Raw genomic sequence first — 17,888 nt, 5'->3', positions numbered from 1 at the left:
TTTATGCAATAGCTTTAGCCCAGTCTCTGGGAGCTCCCTAGTCGCGAATTTATAGGGAACTGAGGGCGTCGTTGTCCAAGCTCATCGCAGTAATCCGCCTCGCGGCCGTCGCGCTTGGGGTCGTGGCCATCATCGCGACCTTCGCTGACACCGCCACCAGGGCGACCATCAACCCGTTCAACTTCTTCGGGTTCTTCACCATGCAGAGCAACATCATTTGGCTCATAGTGATCGCGATCACGGGAATCGTCGTACTGCGTGGAAAGAAACAATCCGGTTTGCTCCTCCTCGCCCGCGGCTGTGCAACGGCGTACATGATTCTCGTCGGAGTTATTTACAACGTACTTCTCTCCGGCCAAGAAGGCGGCGTCGCCCTGGAGTGGGCAAACAATGTCGTTCACATCATCCTTCCCATTTACGCCGTGCTCGACTGGATCCTCTTCGCCGACCGCCCGCCGCTGGCATGGAAGCGCCTCTGGGTCTCACTCATCTACCCGATGGTGTGGGTAGTCGTCGTGCTCATCCGGGGAGCCACCGACGGGTGGGTTCCTTACCCCTTCTTCAATCCCGCCACCGGATACGGACTCGTGTTCGCGTACGTGGTGGCCATTGCGGTACTGACCGTCGTCACCGCCGCAATCGTCTGGGCTCTCAGCCGACTGAAACTTGTGAAACTTAAGGCATGAGGGCGATGTCCTGACCGACGAACCGGCGGAGACCCGAAGGCCACCGATATATCGGCACACGCCCAGTCGCCGTGGTCGGCAGGAGGAGGGCGCGATGCTCATCGACCAAACTTCCGGAGGACAGTGCCATCTCGCGTTGATACGGGGAGAACGTCACGGTCGGTCCCTGTATTTCCATGGCATACCCGGCCCAGGACGCGAACGGGTGCGTGCTCTGATCCGGTTCCAGTGCTTCGATGAGGCGCTTTGCGAGACTGACGGGTGGATTCCCCATATCGAGTTCCCTCCGATAGCCGTCGGGAAGCACAACACCTGTAGCGGCCGCGAAATCGGGCCACTGCATCCACGCCCGAGGCTGGACTCCGTTCCTGCCCACGACATCCGTCCAGGAGACAGTGGATTCGTCTCGAAGTTCGATCGAGAATACGCACATACGATTCGTAGCCGGGTGGGATCACCGACGTCACTCTGTCTCCCTCCGCGTCGAGGAGTTTGGCGATGGCCTCGGCCAGACGCAGATCATCTTCATGACCTCACCAGGCTTTAGGAAACCCGTCCTAGACCGGCTCCCCCGACGTGCGGGCCGCGGTGACGCTCTCACCGGCCGCTTCCTCTTCGCGCTGCTCGTGGTGCGGCGCCGTTCCGGAGAGCCGCAGCGTCGCCAGGAAGCCGAGCACGAGGAATCCGGCCGCGGCAAAGGCCGAGTACCGGGTTCCGTCGCTGAAGGCCTCCCGCGCGGCATCCGCCACAGCCGGGCTCTGCGCCTCGAGAGCCGGGATCGCGGAGCCGGCACTGTTCACGACTGCGTCGACGATTTGCGTCTGGGTCTGGGCCGGCAGGCCCGGCACGGAGGACAACTTCGCGTCGAGCGATGCGCCGACCGCGGTGAACAGCACAGTGCCGAGCACCGCGATTCCGAGCGCGGACCCGATCTGCCGGGCGGTGCTGGAGGTGCCGGAGCCCTGGCCGCTCTGCGCCACAGGGACGTCCTTGAGCACCACGCCGGTCAGCTGCGCGGTGGCGAGGCCGACGCCGATCCCGTAGACGAACAGGAACGGCACGACCACCAGCCAGGTGGCTTCCGCGGTGATGACGATGCCGAGCCCGGTGACACCGATGATCTCCGCGACGATGCCCATGCGTACGATCGTCTCCGGCGAGGTCTTGTTGCCGAACGCGCCCGACAGCCCGCTGGCCACGAACGAGCCCAGCGCGAGGGCGAGCAGCACGAAACCGGTCTGCAGGGCGTCATAGCCGAGCACGTTCTGCAACCAGAGCGGCAGCGAGAGGATAATGCCGAATTCGCCGAGCGACACGATCATCGCGGCGATGTTGCCGTTGCGGAACGAGGGGATCGCAAACAGGGAGAAGGCGAGCAGGGTGGTCTGGCCGGCCCGCTGCCGGTAGAGCCCCCAGGAGACGAAGGCGATCCCGGAAACGATGGTGAGCAGGAAGACGAACGGGATGATCGACCCGGAGTACGGCCAGGTCCAGTCGCCGACCGTTGGGGCGTTGTTGGTGAGCCACCAGCCGTAGGTGCGGCCCTCGATCAACCCGAAGACGAGCGAAGCGCTGGTGATGACCGAGAGGATGGCGCCGACCACGTCGACGCGGCGGGGCTCCCCGGCATCCCGGGATTCGACCACGAAGACCAGCACGCCGATGATGACGACGATGCCGAGGGGCACGTTGATGCCGAACGCCCAGCGCCAGGAGAAGTAGGTGGTGAGCCAGCCGCCGAGCAGCGGGCCGACGGCCACCATGCCGCCGATGGTCGAGCCCCAGATCGCGAACGCGATGCCGCGGTCCCGGCCACGGAAGGTGGCGTTGATGATCGACAGGGTGGTCGGCAGCACCATCGCGCCGCCGACGCCCTGGATCAGCCGGGCCAGGATCAGCAGGTCGCCCGACTGGGAGAATGCGGCGAAGACGGATGCCGTGGCGAAGACGATCACGCCGAGCACCAGGATGCGGCGGCGCCCGAAGCGGTCGGCGAGCGTGCCGAACACGAGCAGGAGCGCGGCGAAGACGAGCGTGTAGCTCTCCTGCACCCACTGCACCTGGGTCGACGTGATGCCCAGGTCGTCCACGATCGAGGGGATGGCGACGTTGATGATCGTGGAGTCGACGATGATCAGGGCGACCGCGACGCTGATGAAGACGAGGCCCGCCCACCGGCGGCGGGCGGAGGGGGTGGTGCTGGTCATGCGGGTACCAATCCCCGTGTCGACGTGGAGGAGGAGCTTCGGATGCGAATGGTGACGGTGACGGTAAGAATGACGACCACCGCGACGAGGGCCGCGACCGCGGCCGGGGTGGAGAGGAGGGTGCCTGTGAGGCGGGCGACGGCGACCCAGGCGAGTCCCCAGCAGAGGGATGCGGAGGGGGCGAGCCGGCCACGCCCGGAGAGGGCGATCAGCACGCCGACCAGACCGGCCAGCGCGATCACCCCGACTGCCCAAATGTCCGGGCTGATGCCGAAGCCGCCGAAGCCGGCGGCGACGAGCACGGCCGTCACGTTCGCCGCTGTGGCGATGCTGACCCAGCCCAGGTACAGACCGATCGTGCCGTCGGCGACGATCGTCTCGACCAGGTTCTTCGGCCGCGAGGCGAGGGTGAGATGGAACGCCCGGATAAGCACGGCCAGAAGCAGAACGATCACGGGGACGCTGAGTGCGAGCAGGTCGAACTGGATGCTGAGGATCCAGGCCGCGTTCAAGACCAGTGACGCGGCGACCGGGTAGCCGAGGGTGCGCTGCCGGGCATCCGTTGTCTGCGCCGGCAGGAACTGCCAGATTGCGTAGGCGATGAGGCCGAGGTAGATCGGCGTCCAGATGCCGAATGCCGGGCCGTCGGGGGCGATCGGGGTCGCGTCGGCGGCCAGGGCCCCGCCCGACGCGTTCTGGATCGGGGTTCCGCCGGCGGCGCCGGAACCGATGAATGATCCCACGATGGCCAGGATCGCACTGACCAGCACCACGGTCTGGCGCAGACGATCGCTGCTCTGTTTCATCTCAGTCTCCTATTGATCAGCTAGCTGATTAGTTGACGCTAGCACTAGATTAGGGGCATGACCACACCTGATCCGGAACCCTCGGCGGAGCAGGAGCCGAGACCGGCGCCATTGCAGGAGTCCATGGTCTGCTGGCCGACCGGTCGCCTGCTCTCGACCGCCGCGCGGCTGGTCGAACACGCTTGGGTGGAGGCGCTGGACCCGCTGGGACTTACCCACGCCGGCATGGTCGCACTGCACCTGCTCGGGTCGGGGCCGCTCAGCCAGACCGAACTCGCACATGCCGCCCGCGTGCAGACGCAGACCATGTCCCGCACCCTCGAACGACTTGAGCGCGAGGGCTACGTCGTGCGCACCCGGGACAAGCACGATGCCCGGCGACACTCCGTGGTCAGAACGGATGCCGGCGCCGCCGTCTGGCAGAAGTCCCGCACGCTCGAGGCCGACCTCTTTCCCGAGCTCGAGAACGCGGACGCGCTGCGTGACGCGCTGCTCACGATTATCTCCGCCTCCTCAGCCCGCCGCTGGTAACCCGGGCCGTCCGGCACCTGGCAAGCGGGGCCCCCCTCGGGCGTGTCTTCTGACGGCTTCATCCAGATCGCGATGGCCCGGAGGATGACCCCGCCGCGGTAGATGACGGCGAGGTCATCGAGAAGCAAGGCCCTGGGGCGGCCAAAGCCTGTGGAGCTGTGCTCTTCCGGATGATGGACGTGGCGGCGCGCTCCGGCACGGGTTGCCGGCCCTGGGAAGTCCTGGCCATCCGTTGGTCCGCACTCGACTTTGATGCCGGCACTGGAGCAATCAAAACCAACGTGATCCGTGCACGTGGTCAAGGTGTTCTCCTGCAGAACCACGCGAAGACGAAGGCCAGCGTGCGTACGATTGCAATCCCGAAGGCACTCATCGGCGATGAAATACCCCGGACTTCCGCAGAAATCCGGGGTTTTTGTAGCGGGAGCGGGAATTGAACCCGCGACACCACGATTATGAGCCGTGTGCTCTAACCAACTGAGCTACCCCGCCGCGACTTGTCGGCTGTTCGCTTCCAAGCCTGAGCCCCCTGTGGGAATCGGACCCACTACCTCTTCCTTACCAAGGAAGTGCTCTACCAATGAGCTAAGGGGGCAGAGCGACCAAAAACGATAGCAATGCCGCGTTTTTGGCAACCTAGAAACTTTATCACCCCGACAGCGCGCTCCGGACCACTTCCCCCACGCTGCGGGCATCCAGCAGTGATGCCGTAACATTTCAGGATGACTGGCACCAAACTGACTTCCGGCACCGAATGGTGGCGCACAGCCGTTATCTATCAGATCTACCCACGATCATTCTCCGACGCGAACGGTGATGGCATGGGCGACCTCGCCGGCATCAGCGCGCGACTACCCCAACTCAAAGACCTCGGCGTCGACGCCGTCTGGCTCTCTCCTTTCTATACGTCACCGCAACGCGATGCCGGCTACGACGTCTCCGACTACTGCAACGTCGACCCTCTGTTCGGCACCCTCGACGACTTCGAGGTGCTGCAGCGCACCGCCCACGACCTAGGAATCCGGGTCATCGTCGACATCGTGCCCAACCATTCATCGAGCGACCACGGTTGGTTCCAGGCGGCCCTCGCCGCCGGCCCGGGCAGTGAGGAACGCGCCCGCTACACCTTCCGTGACGGCAAGGGTGAGAACGGCGAGCTCCCCCCAAACAACTGGGAGTCCGTCTTCGGAGGCCTGGCCTGGACCCGCACAACCGATCCGGACGGCACCCCCGGCCAGTGGTACCTGCACTTATTCGACAGCAGCCAGCCCGACTTCGACTGGGACAGCGATTGGGTACGCGAGCAGTTCCGCGCGGTGCTGCGCTTCTGGCTCGATCGCGGCGTCGACGGCTTTCGAGTGGATGTCGCGCACGGCATGATCAAGGCTCCCGGCCTCCCCGATTACACGCCGCCCGCGGAGGGCGGCAGTATGGGCGGGGCGCCGGCATCCGTTTTGGAACCGGGCATCACGGCAGAGACGCCGCTGACCGCTCCCTACTGGGCGCAGGATGGCGTGCACGAGATCTATCGTGACTGGCACCAGGTGCTCGCCGCTTACCCCGGCGACCGCGTTCTCGCGGCCGAGGCCTGGGTCGACCCGCTCAGCCAGATGGCTAAATGGGTACGCCCCGACGAGATGCACCAGGCCTTCAACTTCGCCTACCTCGAGACTCCCTGGAACGCCGCGGAGCTGAAGAGCGTCATCGACGAGTCGCTCGAAGCGTTTGGCAATGTGGGCGCACCGAGCACGTGGGTACTCTCCAACCATGACGTAGTGCGCCACGCCTCGCGGCTCGCCCTCACCGGCGACAACTTGCAGGGGCACGGCATCGGCCCGAAGACGGTCGGGCTGCCCGACACGGCGCTCGGGTTGCGGCGCGCACGCGCGGCATCCGCTTTAATGCTGTCGCTGCCTGGGTCGAGCTATCTGTACCAGGGTGAGGAGCTCGGCCTGCCCGAAGCCGTCGACCTGCCCGATCATGCCCGCGAAGACCCCACCTGGTTTCGCACCCAGGGCGAGCGTTACGGGCGAGACGGATGCCGCGTGCCGATTCCGTGGGAAGCCGCCGGCGAATCGTTCGGCTTCAGCACCGGTGCGAAGAGCTGGCTGCCGCAGCCCGCCGAGTGGGCCGGGCTGGCGCGAGACCAGCAGAACGGCGTCGCCGGATCGACACTCGAGTTGTACAAGCTTGCACTGCGGCTGCGCCGGGAGCACGCCCTCGCTTCGGGCACGGTCGAGTGGCTCGCTGGCTTCGGCCCTGACGTACTGTCCTATCGCAACGGCGACGTGACGATCGTGGCCAACACGGGAACGGCATCCGTTCAGCTGCCCGACGGCGAGGTGCTGCTGGCGAGCGAAGGCCTCGAGGGCCGCACCCTGCCGGGAGATGCTACGGCCTGGTTGCGCTCCGTTCAGGCATGACTGACGCCGTCGACCGCCCCCGTGACGCCAGCAGCACCGCGCTGGCCACCGTATCCGCCATGCGGGAGCTGAAGCTCGAGCTGACCAGGTTCATGATGTCGTACAAGTTCGCGAGCGACGAGATGCTCACCAAGATCAACATTCTGAAAGAGGAATTCAGCTCGATCCACGACTACAGCCCGATCGAGCACGTCAGCTCGCGGCTCAAGTCACCGGAAGGCATCCTGCAGAAGGCCATCCGCAAGGGGTATCCGCTCGAACTGGACGGCATCCGCGACAGCATTCAGGACATCGCGGGCATTCGCGTCACCTGCAGCTTCATCTCAGACACCTATCGCATCCGCGACCTGCTCGCCGGGCAACGCGACGTGACGGTGCTGCACGAGAAGGACTACATTCAGCAGCCCAAAGCCAACGGCTACCAGAGCCTGCACCTCATCGTCGCGATTCCGGTGTTCATGACCGACCGCGTGCAGCCGGTCACCGTAGAGATTCAGATTCGAACCATCGCCATGGACTTCTGGGCGAGCCTCGAGCACAAGATCTTCTACAAGTACAACGGCACCGTGCCCGACACGCTCGTCGAAGACCTGCGGCAGGCAGCGGATGCCGCCAATCGCCTCGACGTGAAGATGGAGCTGCTACACGACCAGGTCGTGGCGCTCGAGAGCGTCGATACCAATGATGCCGACCTGTTCAGCTTCGACGGACTGCCGCCGTTTCCGCTGCCGAAGGGCCTGCTCGACTCATTCATGCGCGGCCGAACCGAGCCGGAATAGTCTTGGCGCCCCGACTTGGGCGAATTTTCGCCGGCCAATGCGCATGACTCCTACAATTCGCGGGCAAACAGAAAAACTCTCGCGTCTATCCGCGGGTTCGACCTTTGGACGCAAGAACTTGCAGGAACTCTGCGCGCGCCGACCGGCGCATCTGAGCGCTTGAGTTAGTTCGTGTTGGCGTAAAGCCAGGCGAGCGGGTCGATCTTAGTGCCGGTGATTCCACCCTGGCGAATTTCGAAGTGCAGGTGCGGGCCGGTCGACATTCCGGTGCTGCCGGTCTTGCCGATGACCTGGCCGACCTTGACCACGTCGCCCTCCTTGAAGAGCATCGACCCATGGATCATGTGCGCGTACACGCTCGTGATGAGCTCGCCGTTGACCATATGATCGATCATCATGTGTACGCCGAGGCTGGCCTCGCCGTCTTCGGCGTGGCTGACCACACCGTCGGCGATGGCCTGAATCGGCGCGCCGACACCGGGGTTGAAGTCCTGCCCGCCATGGTTTGAGGAACAGCCGGCGCAGTTGCGGTAGCCGATCTGGTCTCCGATGTGCACACCAACGGCGAACGGCCACTGAATGGTGCCGTTCGGATTGTTGGTGAAGGTATCTTCCATGCGGATGCCGCTGGCCTCGGCAACCTCGGCGATGGTGGTGGACTCGTAACCGTCGCGCTCGACCGTGATGGTGTCACCACCTGCCATATCCATGCTCTGGGACTCATCGACCGGCAGAGCGCGCTGGGCTTGCAAAGCGGATGCCTGTACGTCCTGCGAGGACAGCAGCGCCTCAGCGGGGATCGACGTCGCCACGGCCATCAGGGCCACGAACGACATGGCGAGAATCGAGGCGCCCTTGGTTGCACGCTTGCGCATAGTGCTGCCGAGCGGGCGTGCGCGTGGTGTGCGGCGGTTCAGCGAGCCAGCCGGAATGAAATCACGCGCGGGGGCAAAGGTCTCGCCGGGCTTGTGTTCTATGCGCTGGCGGCGGCGGGGGCGGTCTCCGGCGGCGGGAATCACGGTCGGGATCGACTGTGTCACGCCGGGAGCCAGGAGTTTGTCGTAGTCGGTGGGCTCGGCGGCGGCGATCGGCAGGGCGGCGACAGTACGGTCGGTCTCGATGAGGACAGCTGCCTCGACATCGGGTTCGGCCAGGTCGGCGGCGAGCAGGTCGGCGGCGGGGCTGAGTCGAATAACGTCAACAACGTCTTCGTCGGCCCGTGCCGTGTCGGAGGAGGCCACGCGCTCACGCTCGCGCAGTTCGCGCCGGGTGAGCGCAGCGGGAACTTCTAGTGGAAAAATGGTGCCGTCACTCTCGCCGGACACGGAAGTGTCCAAGGATGGAGTGTGATGGGACAAGGTGCATCTTTCGGCGTAGCGGACGGGATCAGATATTTGTACTAAGAAACGCCAAATGACGACATGGCAATATAACGAATTGATTAAGGGTAACCCGTAAACCTGAGAATATCAGAGAAAAGTGCCCAATCACACCCAAACGGGGGTAAATGGGCGACGTTTCACTCGGCTTTCGTGTCGTATGGGAAGCGTTTGAACAGCCCGGCCAGCACCGGTTCGAACTTCTCATAGAGGCCGGGAGCGGCGGCAATGAGGAGGTCGCGACCCTCGGCATCCGCTTGCAAAGCGCCGACCCGGGCACCCGCCTCGCGCGCGATCAAGGCACCGGCCGCGTGATCCCACGGGTTGAGACCGCGTTCAAAATAGAGGTCGAGACGCCCGCAGGCAACCGAGCATAGGTCAAGAGCGGCCGAACCGATCCGACGGATGTCCCGCACGTGGCCGATGAGGCCACCCACGACGTTCGCCTGCCATTCCCGCCGAGGCGCCGCGTATCCGAATCCGGTGCCGGCCAGAGCCAACGAGAGCGGAACGTCGTGATTGACGTGCAGTCGCTGGTCGCCGAGCCAGGCACCGGAACCGTCGGATGCTGTGAAAACCTCGCCGACGGCTGGATTGACGACCGCACCGGCGAGGGCGTTCCAGCTGGCCGGGTCGGGGTCGCCCTGCACAACGGCGATGCTTACGGCATAGAACGGGATGCCATAGAGGTAGTTGACGGTGCCGTCGATGGGGTCGACCACCCAGGTGAGCCCGCTCGTTCCGCCGGTCGCGTCGGATTCCTCACCGTAAAAGCCGTCGTTCGGTCGCGCGTCGGCGAGCAGGCCGCGAATGAGCAGCTCGACCTCGCGGTCGGCCACAGTGACGATGTCTTCGGGCGACGACTTCGAGGCGGCGATCTCAACGCCTTCGGCGCGGCGACGGTGGGCGAGAGCGCCGGCGGTGAGGGCGATGGTGCGCGCGAGGTCGAGCAACTCGGTCGGGGCAGGATGCGTCATACCCTCACGTTACCGGCAGGGCATTAACCAGAACAGGCAGGCCCGGGGGCCTGCCTGTCTCCTGCTGGTGGCGAGTGCGAGGTTCGAACTCACGAAGGCTACGCCGTCTGATTTACAGTCAGATCCCTTTGGCCGCTTGGGTAACTCGCCAGGCGCTCCCGACCAGGTGTAATCACTTGACCGGAGACGCGGTTTCAACAATACAAGACGAAACGCCTCACCGAGAAATCAGCGGGTGGCGTCTTTCTCGTTGAACCCCTTCAAAGCGCAGAAAGTGCCGCTACGGCGTGCGCAATCAGGCACTTTGAGTGCTCTCGCGGGTCGGATATCATGGGTGGATGGCAGATTCAACATTCGACATCGTCAGCAAAGTCGACCCGATGGAGGTCGACAACGCCCTTAACCAGGCGCACAAGGAAGTCGCCCAGCGCTACGACTTCAAGAACGTGGGAGCCTCGATCGCAATGAGCGGCGAGAAGGTGCTCATGAAGGCCAACACCGAGGAGCGCGTGAAGGCGATCCTCGAGGTCTTCGAGGCCAAGCTGATCAAGCGCGGCATCTCACTGCGCAGCCTCGATGCCGGAGAGCCCTTCGCGTCCGGCAAGGAGTACCGCATCGAAACGTCGATGAAGGCCGGTATCGACCAGGAGAACGCAAAGAAGATCAGCAAGATCATCCGCGATGAGGGCCCCAAGGGCGTCAAGAGCCAGATCCAGGGCGACGAGCTGCGGGTCAGCTCGAAGAGCCGCGACGACCTGCAGGCTGTGATGGCGCTGCTCAAGGGTAAGGACCTCGACGTGGCCCTGCAGTTCACGAACTTTCGCTAGCCGCCCGCGCGCCGCGGGCCACATTGTCTCTAGCCGCCGGGCACACCTTCGGGACGTGGGCCCACGCTAGATCATGGGCCCATTTTCCGGGCCCGATCAGAAAGAGGGACGGGGGCTACTCGGCGCGGGAGACGGCGACCATCTCATCGCGGTCGACGACCTTGATGCGGGTGCGGCCAGCCGCCTCGCCGAGACCGAGCTCATGCTGGTCGAGGTTATGCCAACCGTCAAGACCGGTGTATTTCACGCCGCGCGCGTCGAGCAGCTCCACGATGCTCTCCTCCGACGGCGACTCGGGGCGCCACCAGTTGCCGAGGTCGTTGATCAGGTGCTTGATGGTCTCCATCGCGTCGCTCTTGGTGTGGCCGATCAGGCCGACCGGGCCGCGCTTGATCCACCCGGTCGCGTAGACGCCGTACATCTGCTGGTTGAACAGCCCGCCGGTGCCGGCCGAAGGGTCGCGACGCAGCACCTGGCCCTCACGGTTCGGAATGACGCCGCGCTTCTTGTCGAACGGCACGTCGGGCAATTCCGACCCGAAATAGCCGACCGCCCGATAGACGGCCTGCACCGGGATCTCGCGAATCTCGCCGGTGCCGACGACGCCACCGGCGGCATCCGTTGCGGTGCGTTCCCACCGAAATGCAGCCACCCGGCCGGTTCCGTCGTCGACGATTTCGACGGGCTTGGCGAAAAAGTGCAGGTGCAGGCGGCGGCTGGCCGTTCCGGTCGCGCGGGCCCGCCACTGGTTCAGCGTCTTGTCGATCACGAACACCTGCTTGTTGCTCGCAACGGCGGCCTGTGCGGCCTCGTCGTAGTCGAAGTCTTCGTCGTAGACGATCATGTCCACATTGTTCAGCTCGCCAACCTCGCGCAGCTCGAGCGGTGTGAATTTAACGGATGTCGGACCGCGGCGCCCAAAAACATGAACGTCCGTCACCGGTGAGGCTTTGAGTCCGTCATACACGTTCGCAGGAATCTCGGTTGACAGCAGATCGTGGGCATGCTTGATGAGCATGCGAGACACGTCAAGGGCCACGTTGCCGTTACCGATCACGGCGATCTCGCGTGCTTCGAGCGGCCAGGTGCGCGGCACGTCGGGGTGTCCGTCAAACCAACTGACGAAGTCGGCCGCTCCGTACGAGCCGCGGAGTGAGGCACCCGGAATGTTCAGGTCGGCGTCCTGCACGGCGCCGGTCGCGAAGATGACCGCGTTATAGTGCTTTTTAAGGTCATCGAGGGTGACGTCAACGCCGAACCGCACATTACCGAACACGCGAATGTCGCCGCTGTCGAGCACGCCGCGCAGCGCGGTGATGATGCCCTTGATGCGGGGATGGTCGGGAGCGACGCCGTAGCGCACCAGACCGTATGGAGCGGGCAGGTGGTCGAACAGGTCGATCGAGACGTCGAATTTTCGCTCAGACTTGAGCAGAATATCAGCGGCGTAGATGCCGGCCGGCCCTGCGCCGACGATGGCCAGTCTCAGTTTCGTCACGGAAGATTCCTTACTGCGCGGGCAGGCCGGGCCAAAGCCCCGGCGCACTCTCGAATGGGTCTAGCTGGAGCGCTCGACGATGGACTCGGCGAATCGGGTGAGGGCTTTCTTGACCGAACCGTTCGGCAGCGGCGCCAGGGCGGCGACCGCGTCGCGGGCCCAGCCGTGCGCTTCGGCGAGGGTCTCGGCGGTGACGGCGTGCTCACGCAGCGCGGTGATCGCCGCATCAGCGGCCTCACCCTGCTCAGCACCGTCCGTCATGACGTCACGTTCCAGCCGCTCCAGCAGATCAGCGGATGCCCCGTCGCTCACGGCGCGTTCCCGCAACCGAAGCAGCGGAAGCGTCACGACGCCGGCGCGGAGGTCCGTCCCTGGAACCTTGCCGGTCTCCTGCGGCTGCGGCGACAGGTCGAGCACATCGTCGATGAGCTGAAAAGCCACGCCGATCTTCTCGCCGAAGTCCACAACGGGCTGCTCGTACTCGGCTGGGGCATTGGAGAACACCACTCCGCCCTGGGCTGCCGCTGCGATGAGCGAACCGGTCTTGCCGGCGAGTACCTGGATGTAGTGTTCGACCGGGTCTTCGCCGGCGCGCGGGCCGACCGTCTCCTGGAACTGACCGAGCACGAGGCGTTCGAAGGTGGTCGCCTGCAGCTTGATGGCGCGTTCGCCGAGGCGGGCCATCAGCTGGCTGGCGCGGGCGAACAGCAGGTCGCCGGTAAGGATGGCAATGGAGTTGCCCCACACGGTCTGAGCGCTGGGCACCCCGCGGCGCTTGTCGGCGTCGTCCATGACGTCGTCGTGATAGAGCGAGGCGAGGTGGGTCAGCTCGATGGCCGTCGCCGCGGTGACCACATCGTGCACCACGCCATCGCCCAGGTGCGCGGTAAGCAGCGCAAGCATGGGACGCACCCGTTTGCCGCCAGCGTTAAGCAGGTAACGACTGGTGACGGTGGCGATTTCGTTGGCGTAGACGAGCTCGTCAATGAGCGCGGTTTCGACTTGTTCGATGCCGGCATCGATGTTCGCCGCCAGGCCGCGGTCGGCGGAAGTCGAGAAAATACGTTCGCCGAGACCCGCCTGGCTGGTCACCGACGCGCTGCGTCGAGTCACGGGGGCTCTGGATTTCACGTAAGACAGCCTATCGAGTTGGTCAGGGCTTGGTGCCGCGGTGCAGGGCCACGATGCCGAGCGTGAGATTGCGGTAGGCGACCTGGGAGTATCCGGCCGAGCGCAGCCATCCGCTGAGCACCGGCTGGGTCGGCCAGGCCGCGATGGACTCGCCGAGGTAGTCGTAGGCTTCAGCGTTCGACGAGGCGAGCCGCACGACCCGCGGCATGACGTGGTTGAGATAGGCGAAGTAGCTGTTCCGCACGAGCCTCCGCGGCGGAGTGGAGAACTCGCAGATGACGACGCGGCCGCCGGGCTTGGTCACCCGGTAGAACTCGTCGAGGGCCTTCTTCGGTTCGACCACGTTGCGCAGTCCGAACGAAATCGTGACGGCGTTGAATTCGTTGTCCTTGAACGGTAGCGCGGTGGCATCGGCCTGCACGAACTCGATGTTCGCATTGTGCGCGTGCCGGGCCTGCCCGACCTCGATCATGCCGGCCGAGAAATCGGCGGCGACGACGTGGGCGCCACTGTGCGCGAGGGCGGCGCTCGAGGTGCCGGTTCCGGCGGCGATGTCGAGGATGCGCTCGCCCGGCTGCGGGTTGACCGCCCTGGTGGTGGCGAGGCGCCAAAGCGACGCGTTGCCGACCGACAGCAGCGCGTTCGTGCGGTCATAGTGGGCAGCGACCTCGTCGAACATGGCAGCCACCTGCGCGGGCCGTTTGTTCAGGTCTGCTCTATTCACCCCATCATTCTAGGTTGCGCAGGCCCGCTGAAACTGCACGGTTGCCGGGGCACACAGACGCGGGCGTAGGCTACAGAAGTGAATGTGCAGGCCTTGACGGTCGAAACCTCCCCGATAGCCGATATCCGCCAACTGATCCTGCTGCTCGACAGCCGCACGCCCCTGCTCTGGATGCGTCGCAACCAGGGTCTGGCCGGCATTGGCTGCGCGTTGCGGCTCGAATTCTCCGGCCCTACCCGCATAACGGATGCCGCGGCCGCGTGGAAGCAGGTCGTCGCGCTGGCCACCGTGACAGACCCGCTCGCCCGCACCGGCACCGGGCTTCTCGCCTTCGGCGCGTTCGCTTTCGCCGAATCCTCCGAGCAGACCAGCGTGCTGATCGTGCCCGAGATCATCGTGGGCCGCGAAGACGGCCAGTGCTGGGTGACTCGCATCTGGGCGACCGGGCAGAGCGCCCCGGGGAACCCGCTGGTGCTGCATCCGCTCGGCGACGAGTATCGCATCGCGCTGCTCCCGGGGGCGCTGCCTCCCGACGGCTTTCGCACAGCGGTCAGTGCGGGCATCGAGCGCATTCGGGCCCAGCAGGTCAACAAGGTCGTGCTGGCCCGCGACCTGGTCGGACGGGTGCCGGCCGAGTCCGACCTGCGCCGCGCCATCACCAAGCTCGCGCTCGGCTACCCGGACTGCTGGACCTACGCGGTCGACGGTCTCGTCGGGTCAAGCCCGGAGACCCTCATTCGTGCCGACCACGGTTCGGTCAACGCCCGTGTTCTCGCCGGCACGATATCGCGCGGAGCGGATGCCGAGGACGACCGCGAGGCCGCCCTCACCCTCGCGACCTCCTCGAAGGACGGCGACGAGCACGAGTTCGCCGTGCAGAGCGTGCTCAAGTCATTGCGACCGCACACCTCGGTGCTGGCGACAAGCGAGATTCCGTTCACGGTGAAATTGCCGAACCTCTGGCATTTGGCGACCGACTTGGAGGGGACACTGAGTGACGGGTCGACCTCTCTCGACCTGATCGCAGCGCTGCACCCGACGGCCGCGGTTGCCGGAACTCCCACCAACGCTGCGTTGAACCTGATTCGCGAGCTCGAACCCTTCGACCGTGGTCGCTATGCCGGCCCGGTCGGCTGGGTCGGCGCCGACGGCGACGGCGAATGGGCGATCGCCCTGCGCTGCGCCCAGGTCGCCCCGACCGGCGGCATTACGGCTTACGCCGGCTGCGGCATCGTGCTCGACTCCGACCCGGATCGCGAGCTGGCCGAGACGAAGATGAAGTTTCGCCCGATAGTCGAGGCCTTTGGCTAACCCGCTGCCTAGATGTTCAACCCAAGTGACGCTGCCATCGAGCGGGAGACGCAGGGGTACATGACTCCGAGGTCGTCGTTCTCCGAGTCGTGGAGCACCGAGTCCAGGTGTTCGGGTGCGCCCTCGACCACCCGTACCTCACAGGTGCCGCAGACTCCCTTGCGGCAGGAGCCGAGAATGGGCACGCCGTGGGATTGGGGGCGTCGAGCAGGTTCTCCTCTGCGGGGCGGTGAATTCTAGGCGGCTCTTGCGGCAGGCGACCTGGAGCGGGTGCGGCGGCGGACTGGTTGATGTCCGGTGCGTAGACGGTACGGAACGCCGTGATCAGGGTGTTCTCGGCGAATTTGTGGATCCCCCGATGGCCGAGACAAAGCTACCGAACGAGCGGAACCTCGAGGATAGAGGGACGGGTGGGGGCACCCGTGAGGGCGCGCTCGAGGTCACTGCGGGTGGCGGCCAGCTCGTAGTTCCAGCCGTAGGCTGCGGCGAGCGCATTCAGGTCAACGCTGCGCGGGGTGTAGAGCACACGCTCCATCGCCTCGGGCGGAGCGGTCGCCGCGACCTCGAGGCCGTCGAAGATACTGCCGCCACCATCGACGCCGACGATGACCTGCAGTCGAGGCTCCACCTCACCGGGGGCGAGCAGCAAGGAACCCACATCGTGCAGAAAGGTAAGGTCGCCCAGCAGCACCCGGGTCACGCCGACCGAGCTCGGCTGCGGTCCGGCTTGGCTCGCGAGTGCCACCCCGAGCGCGGTCGCGATGGTGCCGTCGATGCCGGCCAGGCCGCGGTTGGCCAGCACCCGGATCTTCTTACCGGGCACGCGCTTGTCGGCCTCACGAATTAGCCGGGAGGCGCCGAACACGAGCCGGTCGTGCGGCCACGACGCCCGCCACACCGCGTCGACGAGCAGCGCCCGGGTTAGCGGCGCGCGCAACACGGCCAGTTCGGTACGAGTGATGCCACGCTTATCGAGCGGGGCCCGCCCCTCGTCGGCCGCAGCCTCGGCCAGCGCCCGGCTGGTCATAACCCAGCGGCCCAGCCATTCGCGGCCGGCCGGGGTGCGTGCGGCCGCAGCGCATGCCGCATCCGCTTCAATCGAGCGGGTGAAGGCGCGCGCGGCGTGGGCCGGGTTGTACCATTCGAGCCCGGTCGGGGCGACGACGATGGTCTCGACACCGTCGCGGGCGATAAGGGCCGGTATCTCGCGGCTGAGGGTGGGGTGGCCGAACACGATCACCCGTTCAACTTCACCACCGAGATCGACCGCAGCGAGCAGTTCCCGGTAATGCACGATGAGGTTCGGTCCAAATCGAGCGCCGCTCGACACCTCGGCCAGCAATGGCCAGCCACCGGCATGAGCCAGTTCTTCGGCCGCCGGCCCGGCTCCATCACCGGCGACGACCACCGTGCGAAGCTCAGGCGCGAGCACCATGGCCGGCCCATCGGTCGACCCGACAGCAGCAATGCGAGAAACCGGCGTCACCGCTGTCAGCCCGGCCGGCAGCGCTGTCGACAGCGGCTCACGAAAGGCGAGGTTCAGTTGTGCGGGGCCGGGAGCGGTGGTGGCGACGCCGGTGGCGGCATCCATTGCCTGCCGCGCGAGGGCCGCGGCGATGCCGGCCTCATCGGGTTCACCGACCGGCGCAGGAACGTCGAGGCACAGCCGCGTGGCGACGCCGAACAGGCCGGACTGCACGGTGGTCTGATTTGAGCGGATGCCGCGCAGCTCGGCCGGCCGGTCCGCCGTCAGCAGGATCATCGGCACCCCGGCATGGTGCGCCTCGAGTACGGCCGGGTGCAGGTTGGCGACGGCGGTTCCCGAGGTCACCACGACGAGGGCGGGCAGGCCCGTTTCGAGGGCGAGGCCGATGCTGAGAAAAGCGGCACTGCGTTCGTCGGTACGTACGTGCAATCGGATACTGCCAGTCCGCTCCATCTCGGCCGCCGCCAGGGCGAGGGCCTGCGAACGTGCTCCTGGGCAGAGCACCAGGTCGCGCACGCCCAGCCGAACGAATTCGTTCAAGAGGGCGATGCTGAAATCGGTCGCCGGGCTACTGCGGTGTTGGTCTAAAGCGCTCTGCTCAGGCATCCCGCCGGCCAGGCTGATCGCCCTCGCCCGGTTCGATTTTCTTCTTCTTCGGGTCGACGCCCGCCGTGTCGGCGGCACCATTGGCACCGCTTTTGTTCGGTGTCGGGTCGTTCTTATCGAGATCTGCGAGGTCCTGCTCCATGCGACGGATGCGTTCCTGCTGGTCTTTCTCGTTGAACGGGCGGTTCTCCCCGATAACGGTGGCGACATTACCGCCGTTCAAGCCACGCAGAAAGTCGAGGTCGTCATCGGGCGCGACCGACCGAGAGGATCGGGTGGTGGGAGTGGCGCGTCCATGGCCGACAAGGAGCCAGAGCAGCGGGCCGATCAGCGGCACCAGCACGATGACGAAAATCCAGACCCAGCGTGGCAATCCGCGAATGTGTTTGCGGTCGAAAACGGCACAATCCACGAGGGTATAGACCGTGAGAATGACCAGGGCCAGTCCTAGTCCGATCAAGAGCTTGGGCATGGCTTGATTGTAAGCCGCTTGGCCGTGAGAGACATGTGCGGATGC

At 65.4% G+C, this 17,888-nt stretch carries 17 protein-coding genes and 3 tRNA genes; 6 read left to right on the top strand and 14 right to left on the bottom strand.

The annotated features are described in order from the left end of the window. Window positions 1–71: 71 nt before the first annotated feature. The gene (locus tag E3T47_RS07685) at window positions 72–686 is read left to right on the top strand and encodes a Pr6Pr family membrane protein (protein WP_241982066.1); all 615 of its coding nucleotides are present in this window, start codon (window positions 72–74) and stop codon (window positions 684–686) included. Here the strand turns inward: E3T47_RS07685 and E3T47_RS15850 are convergent. The 3 genes from E3T47_RS15850 to E3T47_RS07675 all read right to left on the bottom strand — a co-directional run bounded on the left by E3T47_RS15850 (window position 676) and on the right by E3T47_RS07675 (window position 3,699). After that, entirely contained in the window at window positions 676–1,029 is a 354-nt protein-coding gene (locus E3T47_RS15850; RefSeq protein ID WP_166805653.1) for a hypothetical protein, read from the bottom strand. The two genes, E3T47_RS07685 and E3T47_RS15850, sit on opposite strands and share 11 nt — an antisense overlap. Window positions 1,030–1,243: 214 nt before the next feature. Next, on the bottom strand, window positions 1,244–2,893 hold the full coding sequence (locus E3T47_RS07680) for an MFS transporter (protein ID WP_166805652.1): 1,650 nt from the start codon (window positions 2,891–2,893) through the stop codon (window positions 1,244–1,246). Beyond that, the gene (locus tag E3T47_RS07675) at window positions 2,890–3,699 is read right to left on the bottom strand and encodes a tryptophan-rich sensory protein (RefSeq protein ID WP_134555501.1); all 810 of its coding nucleotides are present in this window, start codon (window positions 3,697–3,699) and stop codon (window positions 2,890–2,892) included. Before E3T47_RS07675 ends, E3T47_RS07680 begins: the two co-directional genes overlap by 4 nt. A 57-nt stretch (window positions 3,700–3,756) precedes the next feature. Here E3T47_RS07675 and E3T47_RS07670 point away from each other — a divergent pair, with 57 nt between their 5' ends. Continuing rightward, window positions 3,757–4,230 carry a MarR family winged helix-turn-helix transcriptional regulator gene (locus E3T47_RS07670; protein WP_241982065.1) on the top strand — a complete coding sequence of 158 codons (474 nt, stop codon included), beginning with the start codon at window positions 3,757–3,759 and terminating at the stop codon, window positions 4,228–4,230. 418 nt (window positions 4,231–4,648) lie between these two features. Here E3T47_RS07670 and E3T47_RS07665 read toward each other — a convergent pair. Then, a tRNA-Met gene (locus E3T47_RS07665) sits at window positions 4,649–4,722 on the bottom strand. Between the two features lie 31 nt (window positions 4,723–4,753). Beyond that, window positions 4,754–4,825, bottom strand: a tRNA-Thr gene (locus E3T47_RS07660). Between the two features lie 127 nt (window positions 4,826–4,952). On the opposite strand from E3T47_RS07660, the gene E3T47_RS07655 reads away from it, so the two are divergent. After that, the gene (locus E3T47_RS07655) at window positions 4,953–6,653 is read left to right on the top strand and encodes a glycoside hydrolase family 13 protein (protein WP_134555500.1); all 1,701 of its coding nucleotides are present in this window, start codon (window positions 4,953–4,955) and stop codon (window positions 6,651–6,653) included. Further along, a complete protein-coding gene (locus E3T47_RS07650; protein WP_174844650.1) occupies window positions 6,650–7,432 on the top strand; it encodes a GTP pyrophosphokinase in 783 nt (260 codons plus the stop codon). The genes E3T47_RS07655 and E3T47_RS07650 overlap by 4 nt, the downstream gene beginning before the upstream one ends. 164 nt (window positions 7,433–7,596) lie before the next feature. Here E3T47_RS07650 and E3T47_RS16545 read toward each other — a convergent pair whose 3' ends face one another. The 3 genes from E3T47_RS16545 to E3T47_RS07635 all read right to left on the bottom strand — a co-directional run bounded on the left by E3T47_RS16545 (window position 7,597) and on the right by E3T47_RS07635 (window position 9,938). Beyond that, on the bottom strand, window positions 7,597–8,769 hold the full coding sequence (locus E3T47_RS16545; RefSeq protein ID WP_134555499.1) for a M23 family metallopeptidase: 1,173 nt from the start codon (window positions 8,767–8,769) through the stop codon (window positions 7,597–7,599). Window positions 8,770–8,951: 182 nt separating this feature from the next. After that, window positions 8,952–9,788 (bottom strand): inositol monophosphatase family protein, encoded by an 837-nt coding sequence (locus E3T47_RS07640; protein ID WP_134555498.1) that lies wholly within the window; start codon window positions 9,786–9,788, stop codon window positions 8,952–8,954. 65 nt (window positions 9,789–9,853) lie between these two features. After that, a tRNA-Tyr gene (locus tag E3T47_RS07635) sits at window positions 9,854–9,938 on the bottom strand. A 188-nt stretch (window positions 9,939–10,126) separates the two neighbouring features. On the opposite strand from E3T47_RS07635, the gene E3T47_RS07630 reads away from it, so the two are divergent. Continuing rightward, the gene (locus tag E3T47_RS07630; RefSeq protein ID WP_092106423.1) at window positions 10,127–10,615 is read left to right on the top strand and encodes a YajQ family cyclic di-GMP-binding protein; all 489 of its coding nucleotides are present in this window, start codon (window positions 10,127–10,129) and stop codon (window positions 10,613–10,615) included. Window positions 10,616–10,730: 115 nt separating this feature from the next. Here E3T47_RS07630 and E3T47_RS07625 read toward each other — a convergent pair whose 3' ends face one another. Genes E3T47_RS07625 through ubiE form a run of 3 tightly spaced genes read right to left on the bottom strand, consistent with a single transcriptional unit; the run spans window position 10,731 to window position 13,968 of the window. Continuing rightward, window positions 10,731–12,113 (bottom strand): FAD-dependent oxidoreductase, encoded by a 1,383-nt coding sequence (locus E3T47_RS07625; RefSeq protein ID WP_134555497.1) that lies wholly within the window; start codon window positions 12,111–12,113, stop codon window positions 10,731–10,733. A 60-nt stretch (window positions 12,114–12,173) separates the two neighbouring features. Then, complete coding sequence (locus tag E3T47_RS07620; RefSeq protein WP_241982063.1) at window positions 12,174–13,244, bottom strand: polyprenyl synthetase family protein; 1,071 nt, start codon at window positions 13,242–13,244, stop codon at window positions 12,174–12,176. Between the two features lie 22 nt (window positions 13,245–13,266). Then, window positions 13,267–13,968 carry a bifunctional demethylmenaquinone methyltransferase/2-methoxy-6-polyprenyl-1,4-benzoquinol methylase UbiE gene (gene ubiE / locus E3T47_RS07615; RefSeq protein WP_134555496.1) on the bottom strand — a complete coding sequence of 234 codons (702 nt, stop codon included), beginning with the start codon at window positions 13,966–13,968 and terminating at the stop codon, window positions 13,267–13,269. Between the two features lie 84 nt (window positions 13,969–14,052). On the opposite strand from ubiE, the gene E3T47_RS07610 reads away from it, so the two are divergent. Then, window positions 14,053–15,279: an isochorismate synthase gene (locus E3T47_RS07610; protein WP_422386481.1), complete on the top strand. Its 1,227-nt coding sequence runs from the start codon at window positions 14,053–14,055 to the stop codon at window positions 15,277–15,279. A gap of 8 nt (window positions 15,280–15,287) precedes the next feature. On the opposite strand, the gene E3T47_RS07605 is transcribed toward E3T47_RS07610, so the two are convergent. The 3 genes from E3T47_RS07605 to E3T47_RS07595 form a co-directional block, all read right to left on the bottom strand. Further along, entirely contained in the window at window positions 15,288–15,464 is a 177-nt protein-coding gene (locus E3T47_RS07605; RefSeq protein WP_134555495.1) for a 2Fe-2S iron-sulfur cluster-binding protein, read from the bottom strand. 188 nt (window positions 15,465–15,652) lie between these two features. Continuing rightward, window positions 15,653–17,371 carry a 2-succinyl-5-enolpyruvyl-6-hydroxy-3-cyclohexene-1-carboxylic-acid synthase gene (menD, locus tag E3T47_RS07600; protein ID WP_134555494.1) on the bottom strand — a complete coding sequence of 573 codons (1,719 nt, stop codon included), beginning with the start codon at window positions 17,369–17,371 and terminating at the stop codon, window positions 15,653–15,655. After that, complete coding sequence (locus tag E3T47_RS07595) at window positions 17,364–17,843, bottom strand: PLD nuclease N-terminal domain-containing protein (protein WP_134555493.1); 480 nt, start codon at window positions 17,841–17,843, stop codon at window positions 17,364–17,366. The genes menD and E3T47_RS07595 overlap by 8 nt, the downstream gene beginning before the upstream one ends. Window positions 17,844–17,888 lie beyond the last annotated feature (45 nt).

Source organism: Cryobacterium ruanii (assembly GCF_004404055.1).
GTDB lineage: Bacteria > Actinomycetota > Actinomycetes > Actinomycetales > Microbacteriaceae > Cryobacterium > Cryobacterium ruanii.
The sequence above is the reverse complement of the archived record's forward strand: the minus strand, read 5'-3'. Positions and strand labels throughout refer to the sequence as shown.